Genomic DNA, 18,250 nt, shown 5'->3' with positions numbered 1-18,250 from the left:
AATTCCTATTCAATATCACCAGGTACCAAAGGTACAAATCTTACTGGTGCAATAACATGCTCTGTAAAGCTTTCGCCCTTTCGAATAACCATTATTAATTTTTGATCAGCTTCGCCAACCGGCGCTAATAATACACCGCCATCAGCGAGTTGACTTAACAAACCTTGAGGTAAGGTGGCAGCCGCAGCCGTAACAATAATACCGTCAAATGGTGCTTGAGATTGCCAACCTTGCCAGCCATCTCCATGTTTCATTGTTACATTGTATAAATCAAGCTGCTGCAGACGCCGTTTAGCCTGCCATTGCAAAGCTTTGATCCGCTCAACAGAATAAACGTTAGTAAACGTTTTAGCCAATACCGCTGTTTGATAGCCAGAGCCCGTGCCGATTTCTAATACTTTATCGCGCACACCGGCCAACCTCAAAAGCTCCGTCATACGGGCTACAATATAAGGCTGCGAAATAGTTTGCCCTTGCCCAATAGGTAGCGCTGTATTTTCATAAGCTTTGTGCTGCAATACGTCGTCAATAAATAAATGTCGAGGTATACCTGCAATGGAATCAAGTACGCCTTGATCCTCAACACCTTCACGTTTAAGTAAATCTGATAACGCTTTCGCACTTCGCGTGTAATTAGCGAGCACGATTTATCTCCAAACTAGATAACCAGTCCCCAACTGCCTTAATGCTATTGTGTGCGGTCATATCAACACTTAGTGGTGTAACCGATGCAAAGCCATTATTAATGGCGTAAAAGTCAGTTCCTTCACCTGCATCACTCTCTGTGCCAAGCGAGCCATACCAGTAAATACTTCGACCCCAAGGGTCCGTTTGCTTGGTCATAGTTTCAGCTTTATGCCGAGCGCCTAAACGCGTAACCTGCACACCTTTTAATTCACTTAGTGGAACATCTGGCACATTAACATTAATAATTTGGTCTTTTGGTAATGGGTGCGATGCAAGTTCTTTAATTATATTAACTGTTACCGCGGCCGCTGTTTCAAAGTGCTCGCCATTGTGTGAGCAAAGTGAGACTGCAATAGCAGGCAACCCCAAATGACGCCCCTCAGTAGCAGCAGCAACAGTGCCTGAATAAAGCGTATCATCACCTAAATTGGCGCCATGATTAATGCCTGCCACAACTAAATCTGGTTTTTGGTCAACAAGCTGATTAACACCTAAATGAACGCAATCGGTTGGCGTACCATTAACTGACATAAACCCATTTTCAAGAGTTGTTGCACGCAATGGGTTCATTAATGTGAGCGAGTTACTTGCACCACTGCAATTGCGATCGGGTGCCACCAAAGTGACGTCTGCAATTTTTGTAAGCGCGTTATATAAAACCGCTATGCCTTTAGCATTAACGCCATCATCGTTACTTAACAGTATCTTCATTTATGCCATTATCCTTTTCTTTTCGCTCTTTTGGACTTGCATCTGTATAGTCCACCAGCTCACGTAGTAATGCGGTTGCAAAACATCCTTTAGGTAAACCAAAGCTCAGCTTAAGTGTGGTGTTATCAAGTGTTTCTACTGCCAAGTTATCAGGAATCAAACGCAACATTCTACGCTCGTTTTTAAGCCCTAATTCACCCAGACCTTCACACCATGCCTGATAGGGTTTAAGCCATATTTTTTCTTGCTCAGTTAACCCTTTATCACTTTTGCCTGCCATTGGTGCCGACATTACAATATCGCCAGAGGCTAAACGCGCTATGTTTTCGTCGTTAATTGCATCTTCAAAAAATGCATTACTGCCGCTGAGCATAAATACTTCACGGTGCATAGTTTTAGCTAAACCGTGTTCTTTTACACGTAAACTTACAAGTTGATTAAAAATATGTGAACGCGCAGCTGAAATAATAATACCGCGTAACTTCTTATCGCGAATACGCTCGCCGGCAAACATTTTTTCGGCCATAACTAAATTATGCCCATCGCGGCCAAAACGCTGCTCGCCAAAGTAATTTGGCACACCAGCACGCACAGCATTTATACGGCATAATATATCAAGCGGCTCGGTAACATTACGAAGGGTAATGGTAAATTTATTGCCCTTGTGGCAACCCGTTCGTAGCTTTCGCTCATGGCGCTGTTGCGACACTATAAAAATGCTTTCGCTATTTAGCTCGCTAAAATCTATATGCTTTTTAATGGGCACTTTTACACTAAACCATTGGCTACATACACCATGACGATCTTTCATGCCCGCGTAGCTTACATCGCGAGGGGAGACACCGGCTTTTTGCGCGATAATTTTAGCCACATATTGTGTGTTTTCGCCTTTTTTAACCACCTGCAAGCATACATGCTCACCGTTACCTGTAAACTCTATACCTAGATCTTCATCTACCATAAAGTCTTCTGCTGTCGTTTTAAAGTCAGCTTTTGAAAGCGGTGCGCCGTATAAATAATTTAAGTCGCTCATGCGTTTTTTGTACTCGCAAGCTCTTTACTCATAATAACCACGGCATGACTAGAAATACCTTCTTTACGTCCTTCAAAGCCCAACTTTTCAGTTGTCGTAGCCTTAACATTTATTTGGCTAAGATCGCAGTTTAAATCATTAGCTAAATTTACACGCATAGCCTGTATGTGCGGCAGCATTTTTGGTGCTTGTGCCACAATGGTGACATCGCCGTTTCCTAATACATAGCCTTGCTCTTTAGCTAACTTAACAACATGACGAAGCAAAATGCGGCTGTCTATATTTTCATATTCGCTCGCTGTATCAGGAAAGTGCTTACCAATATCGCCCATAGCGAGCGCACCTAAAATAGCATCACATAATGCATGAATAGCTACATCGCCATCTGAGTGTGCTAAAAAGCCTTGTGGGTAATCAATTTTTTCGCCACAAATAGTTAACGGGCCTTCGCCGCCAAATTTATGTACGTCAAAACCATGGCCAATTCGTATCATACTCCACTCTCGTTTTGTTGTTTATTTAATAAAAACCCTGCCAAAGCTAAATCTTCTGGCGTGGTTATTTTAATATTATCGCTACGACCCGCTATAAGTTTTACTGGTTTGTTTACCCACTCAATTGCACTGGCTTCGTCGGTAATAGGCACCCCACTTTGTAGCGCATTTTGCAGCGCATTTTTAAGGTCACTGTACTTAAAAAATTGAGGGGTAAGCGCTTGCCATAGGTCGTCTCGGGGGACGGTTTGCTTTGAGTGTGTATCGCCGCGTTTGATGGTGTCTTTTACTTTAGTGGCTAAAATTCCGCCTTCATTTTCACGAAGGCACTCACTGATAAGGCGCTCTATGTCTGCTAGGTCAACCAATGGGCGCGCTGCATCGTGCACTAATACCCAATCAGGAGGATTGGGTGCTAAAAATAACAAACTATTAAGTACTGAATCAGCACGTTCTTTGCCACCACTTGAACGAACAATGCGCGCATCGGTTAATGGTAGTTCATCAAAGTATGGGTCGGTATCGCTAAGAGCAACAACAATAGTTTGTAGTTGTGGTAATTGAGATAATTTAGTTAGGGTGTGTTCTAAAATTGTTTTACCCGCTAACTGTATATATTGTTTAGGTGCATTGTGCTGCATTCTGCTGCCTACACCTGCTGCGGGTACAATCGCAACGATAGTTTGTTTATTTCTCATATTGGTTGCCCGGTAAAACACGAATAAATGTTTCGTCCGGTTTAATCATTCCTAATTCATTTCGGGCACGTTCTTCAATGCCTTCAAGGCCTAGCTTTAAATCTTCTATGTCGGCTTTGAGCACTTTATTACGTTTTATCAACTTTTCGTTAGTGTCTTGGTGGGTTGCCACCGCGCCTTTTAAGCGCGAGTAATCTTGCACACCATTTTGACCAAACCATAACCTGTACTGAACAAACAGTGCTAAGCACAGTAAGCACACTTGAAAAACACGCATTTAACACTCCTTATTTAATAATTTAAAAGTTTTAACTTAACTAAGCTAGTGGACGTTTTATATTGCGCCAATTAATATTCCCTGCCAGTAGCATTTCACGTAATGATAATAAACGTGGTGTACAACGCTTTGAAAACTGCCACTGATGCCCACAACACGCTGCTGTTAAACTTATTTTACTCGGTTTAATTAATTGCGCATTTTGTTCTTCAAGGCTCTCGCCTAAAAAATCAAACCACCCTAGCTCGTTGCAATGCAGCTTGTTTTCAGACACCTGATCAATACTGTCTATCCTAAGATGTAATTTGTCATACTGGTTTACTATCACCGGAACAATTAGTCCCACTTTGGCATGCGCTTGAAAAAAAAGTTCATTGGCTTGTTTATTTACATCGGGCGGCGTTGCTTTTTGTTTTTCGAGCCACGAGCCATTTTGTGCATCAAGCGTAAAAGGCGAATGCCCGTTTACTACAAGCGATGCAGCTCGTTCAATGTAATAAGGCAAACTTTTTAACTGCCTACGCAGCTTATCGGCATTAGGTTCGGCGACTAAACGCTGAACTTCTCGCTGATAAAATGCATTGCACAACTGCGCATAAAGCGCCTTTTGCGCATCAGTTTGCCAAATTTCAACTTGCTGCTGTTCACCAAGTGACTGATTTTTCGCGACCAATTGCTTTACTCAAAAACATTCAGATAACTGTTTTATAACATAGTACTGAATAGTTTTTAAGCACACATAATAAATTAAGCGCTTGGTTTTTCACCTAACTTAGCTTTACCCGACTCTAAAAATTGCACAACACTGTTGCGCTTTTTACCAACTAGTAAACTGCCATCGGCTAAAAACATAAAGTTTTGCCAATTACGTTTAAATACGTCAAACGTTGTTTCAATAACATTATCGCGCGACATACAAAAATATACCGTGGTATTTGCTTCCCACCCTAAAAACTCTAAAATTTCTTGAGGTGGTAAAGCATCGCCATTTTCCCAAGCTGCTTCCCAGTTAACTTCATCACTAAAGCTTTTATCTTGACCGCACCACATACTGTCATCAAAAAAGTCGGGGTGGTCAAACTCCCGGCTTACCATTGTGCTCCAAAGCACAGCTGCGCGCTCGTCGCTCATTGGTTTTATTTTAGCTGCGTCATCACTTGATACCGGAATGTCTTTATGGCGAAAAACCCACGCTTTTCTGTAATCATCTAACGAAATATAGTTCATAATATTGGCAAATTAGTTAGCATTAAAAGTGCAAACACAAATTATACAAGAGATTGAAGCATGACTACAGCACTAAAACTGGGTTTATATCAACACTACAAAGGCCCGCAGTACAAAGTTTTATATCAGGCAACACATAGCGAAACAGACGAACAACTAGTTATATATCAGGCCTTGTACGGTGAGTTCGGTATTTGGGCACGACCACTTAGTATGTTTTTAGAAACCGTTGAAAAAGAGGGCAAAACTATACCTCGTTTTGCCTACCTTGGACCTGCAGATTAACTGTGGCATTATAACCCCATTCAAAACTGCTCAGACCAGACAAGGGTACACCGTGCAATTTAATTCTACTGACAATTACATCGCAAGCAGCTCGCTAAAACAGGCTGTAAATGCTGCTATTATGCTTGAAAAACCATTACTTATTAAAGGTGAACCTGGTACAGGCAAAACGATGCTGGCCGAAGAGCTTGCGAAAAGTTTAAACACCGAGCTTATTCAGTGGCACATTAAATCAACCACTAAAGCACAACAGGGCTTGTACGAATACGACGCGGTATCGCGCCTACGCGACAGTCAATTAGGCGATGAGCGCGTACATAATATTGGCAACTACATTGTTAAAGGCAAGCTGTGGCAAGCGTTTAACTACGCTGAACTTAACGGCAAACGCCCAGTGCTTTTAATCGACGAAATAGACAAAGCCGACATCGAGTTCCCGAACGACTTACTACTAGAGCTTGATAAAATGGAGTTTCATGTTTACGAAACTAACGAGCGCATTATCGCAAAAGAGCGCCCTATTGTGATCATCACGTCAAACAACGAAAAAGAATTACCGGACGCATTTTTACGCCGCTGCTTTTTTCACTATATTGATTTTCCAAGCAGCGAAGAAATGCAGCAAATCGTTGATGTGCACTACCCTAACGTTAAACAAGATTTAGTACGCCAAGCATTAGAAGTATTTTTTAACTTACGTGAAGCCAACGGCCTTAAAAAGAAGCCCTCCACCAGCGAATTGCTAGATTGGTTAAAACTTTTAATGGCAGAGGATATAGACGCTAAAACATTACACGACAAAAGCCAAAAAGGCGGCTTAATGCCGATGTTTGGCGCACTGCTTAAAAATGAGCAAGACATAAGCCTCATCGAAAAACTTGCGTTTATGAGCCGTCGCTAACATGTTAGTACAGTTTTTTTTCACGCTGCGCAAATACCGCTTACCGGTAAGCCTGCGCGAGCTACTCGATTTAATAAACGCCTTAAAAAAAGGCGTTATATTTGCCGATGTAGATGGCTTTTACCATTTAGCCCGCACCATAATGGTAAAAGACGAAACCCATTTTGACCGGTTCGACAAAGCCTTTAGCGACTATTTTAGCGGTATTGCCGACTTAGACCTACTCGAGAGTTTAAAGCAACAGCACAACTTACCTGAAGATTGGCTACGCAAAGAGTTTGAAAAAAACCTAAGCGATGAAGAAAAAGCCCAACTAAAAGCGATGGGTGGGCTCGACGAGCTCATGAAAACCCTGAAAGAGCGTTTAGAAGAGCAACAAAAACGCCACGCAGGCGGTAATAAATGGGTAGGTACCGGCGGTACATCTCCTTTTGGCGCGTATGGTTATAACCCTGAGGGCGTGCGTATAGGACAAGACGGCAACCGCAATCGCCAAGCGGTAAAAGTGTGGGACAAGCGCGAATACCGCAACCTAGATTCAGACCGCGAAATTGGCTCACGCACTATAAAACTCGCCCTTAAAAAGCTGCGCAAATTTGCCCGCACCGGCGCAAGTGACACCCTGGATTTAAACGAGACCATTCGCGCAACCGCCAAGCAAGGCGGCATGCTAGATGTAAAAATGGCACCCGAGCGCCACAATGCGGTAAAAGTATTAATGCTGTTTGATATTGGCGGCTCAATGGATGACTACATTCATACCTGCGAAGAATTATTTAGCGCAGCCCACAGTGAATTTAAGCATTTAGAGTTTTACTACTTTCATAACTGTTTATACGAACACGTTTGGCAGGATAACCAACGCCGCCATTCAAACGTAATAGACACCATGACGCTGATTAATAAATTTACCAGCGACTACAAAGTCATATTTGTGGGTGATGCCACTATGGGCCCATACGAAATAGCCTACCCCGGCGGCTCAGTAGAACATTACAACGAAGAACCCGGCAGTGCATGGTTGCAACGAATAACAAATCACTTTGATAAAGTCGCGTGGCTCAACCCACAACCCGTTGAACACTGGCCTTACTATCAATCAATTGGCTTTATAAAAGAGTTAATGAACAATCGCATGTACGCGCTGAGCTTGGATGGGATAAGTAGAGCGATAAAAGAGCTGAGTTAATACTGAGTATTAATAAAATGCATTCTTAAATTATAAAGATATATTCTCAATAAAATGGGGGGGATTTTGTTGAGAAATCTAATATGACTAATTTACTTTAACCGTGAAATACCGACTAGAACACAAATAGCGCCACCGACCATACCAGCCCACGCTTCCATTGGCGTATCGCCGCTTAATGTTCTGCTGATTTGCGACGCAGCTGAATCGTAAACATTGTAGCCCCACGTAGCTAATGCTGCGCCAACTACTACAAGTACTATTCCTAAAATTTTATTATTCATTTTTTCTCCAAATATTACTACTATTTACCTGAATCAGTTAAGTACCAACACCGCTATATAGTTAACGCACACCTTAGGTAGTTAACGTAACTTAAACAGATAATATAGAAAGTCATAACTATTTTTTAAGTGTAAAAATACAACCTTTGAAGTTATTATTTACATCCAATATATACAGATTGCTAACCAACAGTACCCTCTGAATAACTCTACATTTTAATCATCGCAAGTGTAGTCAGCTATAATAAACAGAGTTATAACAATCAATGTTAGTTTACGGTTTAAATTGCGCAGTCGAGGAGTTTATTGAAAATAAAGGGCTATATGACTTAAATATAAAGAAGTGAGCCCCTTAATAAAAGAGGCTCACAAATATATTACTTAGCGTAATACTTGCCAGTTATCAGCTTATTATAAATGCTTTCATAATACTTAATTTTTGGCTCAAGATTAGAGTTTGGAACTAAAGAGTTACTCGAATAAAAGTAATAAGGTTCAAATATATCTACCTTATTGACTTGCACATTCCCTACTTCACTTACAATTAAATCAAAAACATGCCACATTTCATCTGCACCTTCACTAGGTGGAGTAAACACATACCTACGGTCGTCAATTAATAACTCAACCTTAGTAGTATCAGAGTCAATTTCTGGAGTACCAGAATAATTATGTACTTTGTAAGAGTATGTTCCTGGTAAAGCAAATTCTGGTATAGAGATCACCTCTGGGCCATAACTAGTGACATCGTCAACGTCTAAAAACATAACTACGTCGTTTACTATTACTTGCTCATTTCCAAAATAAATATGGAACTGTTCGCCGTTCGTACTTGAAGGCCCCCATAAATGAGAATCCAAATCAGTTGGCATTAATCCCCAATTTAACTTTATCTTAGTAAACGCTTCATTTAAAACAACACACTCACTTAGAGTAATATCAGTATTAAAAGTATCAATAGAAAATGTACGACTTTGAATACCAGCCGAAGATGAAATAAGAACAGTACTATTCATCTTTGCAGGTATTGAAAAGTCGCCATTTTCATCAGTAACCGCTGATGACGAACCTATATAGTCCCTGCCTTCTGAATTAATTTGTACACCTTCAAGTCGATTTTGATCCTTGTCTTCAATACAACCATTTATAAAAATAGTTTCATATATCCGATCAGCATTCCATGTAGTAAAATGGGAAACCATTCCGGAATAGTAATTTCCTTGTGGTCCAGATACTAACTCAACCTGCCCCTCTTCTATCCAAAGGCCAGAGTTATTGTCAAAGTAATATAAAGGAACCGTTCCATCTAGCTCACCAACAGCTGGAATATTTATTTTGGCTTGCATATTTTCAGTCAAATTAAGTTCAACGCCATCAGCATCTTCAAAAGTAACCGTTATCGCTCCAAAAGACTCAATAGGTTTAATCTCTCCATTAACATCTTTAGTAATCATTTCACCGGGCATAAGGTTAATATCAATAGCAGGGTTTATAATTGTGAGCTCTGCATTGACGAGTCCTGTAGCTAAAGTCCCATCAGCTCGCTGCAAGCTGTTAGCAGGTAACTCTACAAGTACAAAATCCTCAACGGAAAGATTATTCTCGATAGTTGGATCAAACGATATCTCAGCCTGAACAGGTTGTAATAAGATATTATTAGACAGGTCTATTTGCTCTTCATTTAAGCCTATAGCCATCTCAGCAAAGCCAGAAGCGTCACTGATAATAGACATGCGTTCAGTAATGTATATATCTTGGATAGAAAATGTAACAATCCCATTTTCATCAGAGACCGAATCAGCTAGGATTTCATTACCATTCGTCAAAAAAGCATCTGCATTTGGAATTACATCTTCAGTGTAGTAATTTTTTATAACCGCTGAAATACTTTGAAAGAATTGCTCATCAAGTATGAATGAAGCTCTTACAGGTAATACTCCATCTTCTTGTCCATCTCTCACTTCAACTGTTAAGTTATACTCAGTTGTCTCTGAAGCTCTGGCTTGATAAGTAATTAGACCGTTTTGATCTATTTCCATTCCTTCAATTTCAGGGGAAACTGAAAACGAGAAGTCACCATTTTCTATATTATCGTCAGGATCAGTCAAAACTAATTGAAAACTAAAATCATCCCCACTTTTAACTGTTTGATTAGGTATGAGGGATAATACAGGGGTATCATTAACCGGAGTAACCACTACTTCAAATGATTGAATTACATTATCATTTTCCCCGTCATTAACGGCAACAACTACTTCACCTGAGCTTAATACTCCTTCGGTAGGAAGCCATTCAATTAAGCCTGTTTCAGATATAGACATACCCTCTGGGAATGAACTGAGTGTAAACGTCAAATCATCTCCATCATCTTGAACTTCAACTAAATAAGTATAAGTATTGTCTTCGATAGCAGAGGTTACCGCTTCAGATGTTATTAGAGGCGCATTATTTACAATAGCAACTTCATTATTAGTCGCTTTCTCATTTGAATCTGAAGAGCCACATGCGGTTAAAATAGTTACAAGAGGTAAAACAAGTAGGGATTTGAGTTTAAATTGATGTTCCATTATATTTCCTTATATTTATCAACGGCAAAGATATTAATCATAAAAAAACATTAAAACAACCTTTATTTAACAAGTAGATATGGAAAAATGAGATCTTTGTAAATAAGTTTAGCAACTTAAAAGCATTGAAAGAAAAGGTTAAAGGTGATTTCTCTATCTACGAAATTTTTTATACTATTTAAATAAACTTACACATTCCTAACCCTAAACTATCGCCATCACGCTTTACATAACCATATTGAATATAAAAGCTTTCCTTACCGTGAGCACTTAATAAACCTACTGTAGCGCCATTAGAGCAGGTACTGCTTAGATAGTTTTCAATGTGGGTCATTACTAAACGACCAATACCTTGTTTTTGATAACTAGGCGCAACAATTATATCTTGAATATAAAAATACATTGCGCCATCACCAATCACTCTCCCAGTGCCTATTAACTTATCAGTGTCGTACACGGCAACCCAAAATAGTGAGTTTTCGATGCTTGCTTTTAATGTTTTATAGTCAGGGTTTTGCCACTTTACTTGTTTACGTAAATTAGCGAATTCATCCAGTGCTGGAGCTTTAAGTTCAACTTTATAAGCCATAATATCCTCTACTCACTTTAAAGGAATTTACTCATAAACAAGCTATACGGGTCTGGCTCATAATTCCCAAACGGTTCACACTCTTTAAAACCAAATTGGGCGTAGAGCTTTTGTGCTGGTAAAAATGCCTTAGCAGTGCCGGTTTCTAAGCTAAGTTTTTTATACCCTCGCAGTGTTGCTTGCTCAATAATATGCGTGAGTAACTTAGCCGCTATGCCTTGGCGTAAATAGCTACTTGAGGTGCGCATTGATTTAATTTCGCCATGCGTAGCATTGAGCACTTTTAATGCGCCAACACCCGCTAAATTATTATCAATCCATAAACTATAAAAAGTTATATCGGGCTGGCTGAGTTTAGTTACATCAAGTGCATGTACGCTCTCTATGGGGGAGTGTTTTAGCATATCGTTATGATGCGCTTGTAGTAGCTTTATAACGTGAGGGTTTGAAAGCTCGCCTGTTCTAATATCCATTTATGCCTCGTTTAAATTTTAGGCTTTAGGGCTTTAACTAATGCACTTAATTAAAGCCCTTAAGTAAATAGCGAAATTTAAGCTGCTATTTTCCACACCACAAAGGCAACAGCAAAACCTACTAAATACACTAAGCCTAGCCACGTTAAGCTGCGTAATAGCACGCTGTGTTTAATGGCGGGCTCTGAGCGTACAAGGCTAAAGTTAAGCCATGCAAAAACGGGAGTAGTGACAAAAGCAAGTGTCATGGCAAAAGTAAGCATTGGCCCCAGGGCCGATTTAAAAAATAAAATAACGGCCATACCTGCAAGTGCTTGTAGTATTAACCAAATATTTAGGCTGTGTTTTGATTGCCCAAAGCCAAGTAGTTTATGCGATTCGTTAAGTGTGCGTGCGTAGCCGTCAAGCACGGTGAGTGTAGTGCCAAACATACATAAAAAAGCAATAGCTGATACCAGCGGCCTTGCCCACTCGCCAATAGTCAGTGCGTACATATCAATAAGCTGTTTAGCAAAGGCAACACCGCCAAGTTCTATATTACTGCTTTGCCCATATTGCACCAGCACACCTAAGCTAAAAAATACCAATGCTAGGCAGGCTGTTAGCCAATAGCCTACGTTAAAATCAAACAAACCTTGGCTTTTAGTAACCACTTGCTGAGCTTGCTTTTCTTTAAGCCATAGCGAGCTAAGGGCCGATATTTCTATGGGTGCTGGCATCCAACCCATTAACGCGACCATAAAGCTGAGCATAGCAAGTTCGTAAGGTGATGGACCAACATAGTCAGCTGGCGCCATTGGGCCATTACTAAACGCAATAACCAGCGCAATAACAGTAGCCAGTGTTAATAACCCCATAATGCCTTTAGCAACGCTGTCGAGCGCTTTAAAGTGCCCTAACAATAATATGGCTAAGCACACACCGAGCAATATCCAACATAGCAGGGTTACCTCTATCACTACAGGCAATGCGTAATGCAGTAAGCTGGCGGTAAGTAGTAATACGCCTGCGGTATTAACAACTGCTGCCAGTATGTTCAAGCCAATAAAACTATAAAAATACACCGGGCCTTTGTTTTTATAGCCTTCTACTAAACTGTTTTTAGTGGCTAAGGTGTATTCCATACCAAAGCGAAAAAACGGATATTTTAATACGTTAACAGCCAGTATTAACCAAAATAGTTGCCAGCCAAATAGCGCGCCAGCTTGAGTAGATGCAACTAGGTGAGACCCGCCAATTGCAGCGGTGGCCATTAAAATACCCGGGCCTAGTGCGCCTAAGTGATATTTCCAAGAAGTGTGTGTTTGCTGCATTAATTTCTCAAATTATGTGTGTTATTCACTCTGGTTATTAATTTTCACAATTAATAACACCGAAGGCTGCATAACTTACCTAAATTAAAGGCAATAAAAAAGAGCCGTAAGGCTCTTTTTTATAGTACTTTGGGACTAAAAATTATTTTAGTTCCATCTCTTGGATGATTTCGTGCGCTATTTCTGGCGTTGTACTTACAGGCTTTTCGTGTAAATTTGCTTTTATTTGCCCTTTTCGATGTTTTAGTGCTGCATCGAGTTTTTTAGCTGCGCTTGCAATAGCTGGGTACATTACTTCGTTTTCCCCTTTTACTGATATTCGCGCACCTTCGTAATTAGTGCTAATTTCGGCTTGGATTTTATGATGCTCTTTAGACAAGATCATATCGAGAGAAATAAGTGATGGAAAGTGGCTCTCAATTTTAGAAAATTTTTCGTTGATGTGCTCTCTAATAGAGTCAGTAACTTCAACATGGTGACCAGAAAGATTAATTTTCATAGGGTATCCTTTTATTTGTTACCTCATAAATAGTATTGGGGGCTATTTAGATTAACACAAGGAAAAAAGAGAGATATTTGAGGTTTATTTGCGGTTTTTGGTGATTTAAATCATGTGTTGCGCAAAGTTTATGCAAAGCCCATAAACCATGGGCTTTCAGACGTCTAGCTGTGCTAGCTATTAATCTGTGTACGAGCAACAGTAGTCGGCAAAATCACTTACTTTTACTTTAAAGCTTACGTTAGCGTCTACATTAAATGACTCGCCCGCAGAAAACGTTTTCCACTCGCTTGCCCCTGGTAATAAAATATCCCACTGGCCGCCTAACAACTCCATGAGTTCTTTTTTACTGGTATCGAATACAAATTCACCCGGCTGCATAAAGCCTAATGTTTTGGTAGTTCCATCGCTAAATACAACCGTACGGCTTGACACTTTACCGTCAAAATACACGTTGGCCTTTTTAACTACGCTGACATTTTCAAACTGAGACATTTTAGCTCCTGCTATTAATTTAAAGATCTTTATTTATAAATTTTATCGCACTACCTTGCCTGATAGCTTACTTTCATGCAAGAAAAGCAGTAACGCTTAATACCAATTCGCAATAATACTTAATCATTTTTAGGGGCTAAAAGTGTCGCTATCTGCGTTAAAAAATCCTCATTCAGAACAACTAAATAACGAATTTTTTGCCTAGCTATCAACACGTTTATCTATCCTCAAAATAGATCACTTAATTAAGCGGATTGGTATAAGATGAAGTTGTTTCATATGTGGGCATAAAAAAACCCGCACATTGGCGGGTTTTTAAGTTACTTAACTTATTTAATCAAAAACGATTAAAAAAGTGCGTTTGCTTTACTTACAATGTTTTCAACCGTAAAGCCAAAGTGCTCAAACAACTCGTTAGCTGGTGCAGACTCACCAAAGGTGGTCATACCGACTACGGCGCCATTTAGGCCTACATACTTGTACCAGTAATCAGCAATACCTGCCTCTACCGCTACGCGACGTGAAACGCTTGCTGGTAATACGCTTTCTTTGTACTCAGGCGATTGATCTTCGAATGCATCAGTACATGGCATAGATACAACACGTACCTTTTTACCTTGGCTGCGTAATTCAGTAGCTGAATCTTGAGCTAATTGCACCTCAGAACCGGTTGCAATAATAATTAGCTCTGGGTTGCCGTCACAGCTAAGGATGTAACCACCCTTTTTGACGTCGCTTAACTGTTGTGAGTCACGCGCCTGTTGCTCAAGACCTTGGCGTGTGAATATTAACGATGTAGGACCGTCTTTACGTTCAATAGCTTGTTGCCATGCAATTGCTGACTCAACTTGGTCACACGGGCGCCAGTTATAAAGGTTAGGCGTTAAACGCATGCTGGCAATTTGCTCTACTGGTTGGTGAGTTGGACCGTCTTCACCTAAACCAATTGAATCGTGCGTGTATACAAAAATGCTTGGTTGCTTCATTAATGCAGCCATACGAACCGCGTTGCGTGCGTATTCCATAAACATTAAGAACGTTGCACCGTAAGGAATAAAGCCTTTATGAAGTGCAATACCGTTCATAATTGCCGACATACCAAACTCGCGTACACCGTAGTAAACGTAGTTACCACTTGCATCGTCTGCTGTTAGGCCTTTAGAGCCTTCCCAAATTGTTAAGTTTGAACCTGCCAAATCGGCAGAGCCACCCATAAATTCTGGTAATAATGGACCAAATGCATTTAATGCATTTTGTGACGCTTTACGAGATGCTGGATTTGCCGGATTTGCTTGTAACTGTTCAATATACGCTTGTGACTTTTCAGCCCAGTCGGCAGGTAAATCTGAATTTGTACGGCGTTTGTACTCAGCTGCAAGCTCTGGGTATGCTTTTGCATAGGCTGCAAACTTTTCGTCCCAGCTTGATTCAAGCTCTTGACCTTTAGCTTTTCCATCCCACTGTGCATAAATGTCTTCAGGAATTTCAAAGGCATCGCCCGTCCAACCTAAAAACTCACGCGATGCTTTAATTTCGTCATCGCCAAGTGGTGCACCGTGACAGTCGTGGCTACCCGATTTATTAGGTGAACCGTAACCAATGATTGTTTTACAACAAATTAGTGTTGGTTTATCAGTCACGCTTTTTGCTTCGCTAATTGCAGCACTTACTGCATCGCTATCGTGGCCATCAACGTCACTAATTACGTGCCAGCCGTACGCTTTAAAACGCGCTGGTGTGTCATCGCTAAACCAGCCTTCAACTTCACCATCAATAGAAATACCGTTGTCATCCCAAAAAGCAACCAGCTTGCCTAGGCCTAATGTGCCGGCAAGCGAACAGGCCTCATGCGAAATGCCTTCCATTAAACAACCATCACCCATAAATGCGTAAGTGTGGTGGTCAACAATGTCGTGACCTTCACGGTTAAATTGTGCCGCAAGCGCTTTTTCAGCAATTGCCATGCCTACCGCATTTGTGATCCCTTGGCCTAGTGGGCCCGTAGTAGTCTCGATACCTGGCGCATAACCGTATTCTGGGTGGCCTGGTGTTTTAGAGTGCATTTGACGGAAGTTTTTAATTTCGTCCAGTGGTAAGTCATAACCACTTAAATGTAGTAGAGAATAAATTAGCATTGAACCGTGGCCGTTTGACAGTATAAATCGATCTCGGTCTGCCCAATCTGGATTTGATGGATTATGTTTTAGATAATCGCGCCATAATACTTCTGCGATATCAGCCATGCCCATAGGGGCTCCAGGGTGACCAGATTTGGCCTTTTGTACTGCGTCCATTGACAAGACGCGAATAGCATTTGCAAGTTCTTTGCGAGATGGCATGAATTCTCCTACCTTATATATATATTTGCGCGGGTATTTATGTGTTCGTTTATGTACTCAAATTATATGGGCACTGTTATAGCAACCATTCTTACTTATTGTGGGGGCTGTGTGCAATTAAAAACCCTATAAAAATGAGGTATTATGAATATTTTTTAAGACCATTATGTCATAACTAATTTAATTTAGACGTCTAGGCGTAAAAACACTATGCAAGGTGTTTCGTTTTAGATAAAATACGCCCCTTAATTTTTTAGCGCTAATACCGACGTTTGTGAAGCGCAATATTTGTGAGCATAATTACAATGGCAAAACATTTATTTACTTCTGAATCTGTTTCTGAAGGTCATCCGGATAAAATCGCCGACCAAATCTCTGATGCGGTTCTTGATGCTATCCTAGAGCAAGACTCTCATGCCCGCGTTGCGTGCGAAACATACGTGAAAACAGGTATGGTTATGGTTGGTGGTGAAATCACGACTAGCGCATGGGTTGATATAGAAGAGATTACGCGTAAAACAGTACGTGAAATTGGCTACACTCACTCAGATATGGGTTTTGATGCTGACTCGTGTGCAATTTTGAACACCATTGGTAAACAGTCTCCAGACATTAACCAAGGTGTTGACCGTACTAGCCCAGAAGAACAAGGCGCTGGTGACCAAGGTTTAATGTTTGGTTACGCATGTAACGAAACTGAAGTGTTAATGCCTGCACCTATCACGTATTCTCACCGTTTAGTTCAACGTCAAGCGCAAGTGCGTAAAAGCGGCGAGCTTAACTGGTTACGTCCAGATGCAAAATCTCAAGTTACTTTTGCATATGAAAACGGTAAACCAGTAGGTATTGATGCAGTTGTTCTGTCAACTCAGCACAGCGAAGACATCTCTCAAAACGATTTAGTTGAAGCGGTGATGGAAACCATCATCAAGCCAGTACTTCCTGCTGAACTAATCACAAGCGCAACTAAGTTTTTTATTAACCCAACAGGCCGATTTGTAATTGGTGGTCCAATGGGTGACTGTGGTTTAACAGGCCGTAAAATCATTGTTGATACCTACGGTGGTATGGCACGTCACGGTGGTGGTGCTTTCTCTGGTAAAGATCCATCAAAAGTTGACCGCTCAGCCGCATACGCTGCACGTTACGTGGCTAAAAACGTAGTGGCTGCTGGCCTTGCTGATAAGTGTGAATTACAAGTATCTTACGCAATTGGTGTTGCAGAGCCTACTTCAATCAGTGTTGAAACGTTTGGAACTGGTAAGTTAGAAGAAGCACGTTTAATCGAATTAATTCGTGAACATTTTGACCTACGCCCTTACGGCTTAATTCAAATGCTTGATTTAGAGCGCCCTATCTACCTTCCTACTGCAGCTTACGGCCACTTTGGCCGTGATGAATTCCCATGGGAACGCACAGATAAAGCTGACGCACTTCGCGCAGCAGCCGGTCTTTAAGACTAAAGCAAAAAAACGGCCCTTTTAAGGGCCTTTTTTATAGCTAGCAATTATGTAACGCATGGCTAATTCATAGTTTAAAAAATAACTATTAATTGGTCCTCGAACTTTTTTATACTTTAGGTATATACTCATTTAATTATAAAGCTTTAGGGATATTTAAATGACCGATAACTTTCGTGTTATGTTTGCTGGACTCGCTGATAACGTTGACACAAAAACAGCGTGTACAACACTGGCGGCAAAACTAAAGATCTCAGAAGAAAAAGTAGCCTTATTTTTTAAAGGTAAGCCTTTATTTGCGCCTAGCGATAAAAACAAAGCGTTAAAACAAGCTAAGCTACTTGTTGGAATGGGTATTAAAAGTAAACTTCAAGCTGTATCGACAAATACTGAAAAAACCACTCAAACGGTAAATGATAGCCAGCGAGATGAGCGTATTTTTGACGCATTAGACTACATAACCAGCAGCTTAATCAGGCTAGAAGAAAAACTCGAAGACCTCGAGCAGCGCCTACCTGAAAACCAAACAAAAAACCCTGAAGTAGATGAAGACGAATGGCAAGACGAAGAGCTATTGCTTGAAGAAGACCTAATAACTCAGCCTAAAAAACGCAGTAATGCACTGCTTTATTCGTTAATTGCTACGGTTGTTACGTTGCTTATCATACTTGCGGTGTACTTGGCATTTCCTGATCTGGTTTCTTTTTAACTAAGTGGTAAGTTTACAAA

At 40.6% G+C, this 18,250-nt stretch carries 21 protein-coding genes; 5 read left to right on the top strand and 16 right to left on the bottom strand.

Annotated features, from left to right (window positions below; genetic code table 11):
* Positions 1–5: 5 nt before the first annotated feature.
* The 8 genes from ACFI34_RS02785 to ACFI34_RS02750 all read right to left on the bottom strand — a co-directional run bounded on the left by ACFI34_RS02785 (position 6) and on the right by ACFI34_RS02750 (position 5,127).
* Positions 6–644: a protein-L-isoaspartate(D-aspartate) O-methyltransferase gene (locus ACFI34_RS02785; RefSeq protein ID WP_462672322.1), complete on the bottom strand. Its 639-nt coding sequence runs from the start codon at positions 642–644 to the stop codon at positions 6–8.
* Complete coding sequence (gene surE, locus ACFI34_RS02780) at positions 634–1,398, bottom strand: 5'/3'-nucleotidase SurE (RefSeq protein WP_462672321.1); 765 nt, start codon at positions 1,396–1,398, stop codon at positions 634–636. The genes ACFI34_RS02785 and surE overlap by 11 nt, the downstream gene beginning before the upstream one ends.
* The gene (truD, locus tag ACFI34_RS02775; protein WP_462672320.1) at positions 1,379–2,431 is read right to left on the bottom strand and encodes a tRNA pseudouridine(13) synthase TruD; all 1,053 of its coding nucleotides are present in this window, start codon (positions 2,429–2,431) and stop codon (positions 1,379–1,381) included. The genes surE and truD overlap by 20 nt, the downstream gene beginning before the upstream one ends.
* Positions 2,428–2,925: a 2-C-methyl-D-erythritol 2,4-cyclodiphosphate synthase gene (gene ispF, locus ACFI34_RS02770; protein ID WP_008126885.1), complete on the bottom strand. Its 498-nt coding sequence runs from the start codon at positions 2,923–2,925 to the stop codon at positions 2,428–2,430. Before ispF ends, truD begins: the two co-directional genes overlap by 4 nt.
* On the bottom strand, positions 2,922–3,623 hold the full coding sequence (gene ispD / locus ACFI34_RS02765; protein WP_462672319.1) for a 2-C-methyl-D-erythritol 4-phosphate cytidylyltransferase: 702 nt from the start codon (positions 3,621–3,623) through the stop codon (positions 2,922–2,924). The genes ispF and ispD overlap by 4 nt, the downstream gene beginning before the upstream one ends.
* On the bottom strand, positions 3,613–3,900 hold the full coding sequence (gene ftsB / locus ACFI34_RS02760; RefSeq protein WP_006791955.1) for a cell division protein FtsB: 288 nt from the start codon (positions 3,898–3,900) through the stop codon (positions 3,613–3,615). The genes ispD and ftsB overlap by 11 nt, the downstream gene beginning before the upstream one ends.
* Positions 3,901–3,940: 40 nt before the next feature.
* The gene (locus ACFI34_RS02755; protein ID WP_462672318.1) at positions 3,941–4,573 is read right to left on the bottom strand and encodes a hypothetical protein; all 633 of its coding nucleotides are present in this window, start codon (positions 4,571–4,573) and stop codon (positions 3,941–3,943) included.
* A gap of 74 nt (positions 4,574–4,647) precedes the next feature.
* Entirely contained in the window at positions 4,648–5,127 is a 480-nt protein-coding gene (locus tag ACFI34_RS02750; protein WP_462672317.1) for a DUF2947 domain-containing protein, read from the bottom strand.
* Between the two features lie 60 nt (positions 5,128–5,187).
* Here ACFI34_RS02750 and ACFI34_RS02745 point away from each other — a divergent pair, with 60 nt between their 5' ends.
* Genes ACFI34_RS02745 through ACFI34_RS02735 form a run of 3 tightly spaced genes read left to right on the top strand, consistent with a single transcriptional unit; the run spans position 5,188 to position 7,502 of the window.
* A complete protein-coding gene (locus tag ACFI34_RS02745) occupies positions 5,188–5,412 on the top strand; it encodes a DUF1653 domain-containing protein (protein WP_006791952.1) in 225 nt (74 codons plus the stop codon).
* 52 nt (positions 5,413–5,464) lie between these two features.
* Complete coding sequence (locus tag ACFI34_RS02740; protein ID WP_462672316.1) at positions 5,465–6,313, top strand: AAA family ATPase; 849 nt, start codon at positions 5,465–5,467, stop codon at positions 6,311–6,313.
* 1 nt (position 6,314) lies between these two features.
* Positions 6,315–7,502 carry a vWA domain-containing protein gene (locus ACFI34_RS02735; protein WP_462672315.1) on the top strand — a complete coding sequence of 396 codons (1,188 nt, stop codon included), beginning with the start codon at positions 6,315–6,317 and terminating at the stop codon, positions 7,500–7,502.
* Positions 7,503–7,594: 92 nt separating this feature from the next.
* Here ACFI34_RS02735 and ACFI34_RS02730 read toward each other — a convergent pair whose 3' ends face one another.
* From ACFI34_RS02730 to tkt, 8 genes are all read right to left on the bottom strand, one after another.
* Positions 7,595–7,786 carry a DUF3185 family protein gene (locus ACFI34_RS02730; RefSeq protein ID WP_305470854.1) on the bottom strand — a complete coding sequence of 64 codons (192 nt, stop codon included), beginning with the start codon at positions 7,784–7,786 and terminating at the stop codon, positions 7,595–7,597.
* A 377-nt stretch (positions 7,787–8,163) separates the two neighbouring features.
* Positions 8,164–10,353: a putative Ig domain-containing protein gene (locus ACFI34_RS02725; protein WP_462672314.1), complete on the bottom strand. Its 2,190-nt coding sequence runs from the start codon at positions 10,351–10,353 to the stop codon at positions 8,164–8,166.
* A gap of 178 nt (positions 10,354–10,531) precedes the next feature.
* Complete coding sequence (locus ACFI34_RS02720) at positions 10,532–10,942, bottom strand: GNAT family N-acetyltransferase (protein ID WP_462672313.1); 411 nt, start codon at positions 10,940–10,942, stop codon at positions 10,532–10,534.
* Between the two features lie 17 nt (positions 10,943–10,959).
* Positions 10,960–11,415 carry a GNAT family N-acetyltransferase gene (locus ACFI34_RS02715; RefSeq protein WP_462672312.1) on the bottom strand — a complete coding sequence of 152 codons (456 nt, stop codon included), beginning with the start codon at positions 11,413–11,415 and terminating at the stop codon, positions 10,960–10,962.
* Between the two features lie 77 nt (positions 11,416–11,492).
* Positions 11,493–12,728, bottom strand: coding sequence for an NRAMP family divalent metal transporter (locus ACFI34_RS02710; RefSeq protein WP_462672311.1), 1,236 nt, complete (start codon positions 12,726–12,728; stop codon positions 11,493–11,495).
* Between the two features lie 142 nt (positions 12,729–12,870).
* The gene (hpf, locus tag ACFI34_RS02705) at positions 12,871–13,227 is read right to left on the bottom strand and encodes a ribosome hibernation-promoting factor, HPF/YfiA family (RefSeq protein WP_006791946.1); all 357 of its coding nucleotides are present in this window, start codon (positions 13,225–13,227) and stop codon (positions 12,871–12,873) included.
* 180 nt (positions 13,228–13,407) lie between these two features.
* Entirely contained in the window at positions 13,408–13,722 is a 315-nt protein-coding gene (gene ppnP, locus ACFI34_RS02700; RefSeq protein ID WP_010555829.1) for a pyrimidine/purine nucleoside phosphorylase, read from the bottom strand.
* Positions 13,723–14,069: 347 nt separating this feature from the next.
* Entirely contained in the window at positions 14,070–16,061 is a 1,992-nt protein-coding gene (gene tkt, locus ACFI34_RS02695) for a transketolase (protein WP_462672310.1), read from the bottom strand.
* A gap of 305 nt (positions 16,062–16,366) precedes the next feature.
* Between tkt and metK the strand changes: the two genes are divergently transcribed.
* Entirely contained in the window at positions 16,367–17,518 is a 1,152-nt protein-coding gene (gene metK, locus ACFI34_RS02690) for a methionine adenosyltransferase (RefSeq protein WP_006791943.1), read from the top strand.
* A gap of 163 nt (positions 17,519–17,681) precedes the next feature.
* Positions 17,682–18,230: a hypothetical protein gene (locus tag ACFI34_RS02685; RefSeq protein WP_462672309.1), complete on the top strand. Its 549-nt coding sequence runs from the start codon at positions 17,682–17,684 to the stop codon at positions 18,228–18,230.
* Positions 18,231–18,250 lie beyond the last annotated feature (20 nt).

Source organism: Pseudoalteromonas sp. PSi26 (assembly GCF_054960575.1).
The sequence above is the reverse complement of the archived record's forward strand: the minus strand, read 5'-3'. Positions and strand labels throughout refer to the sequence as shown.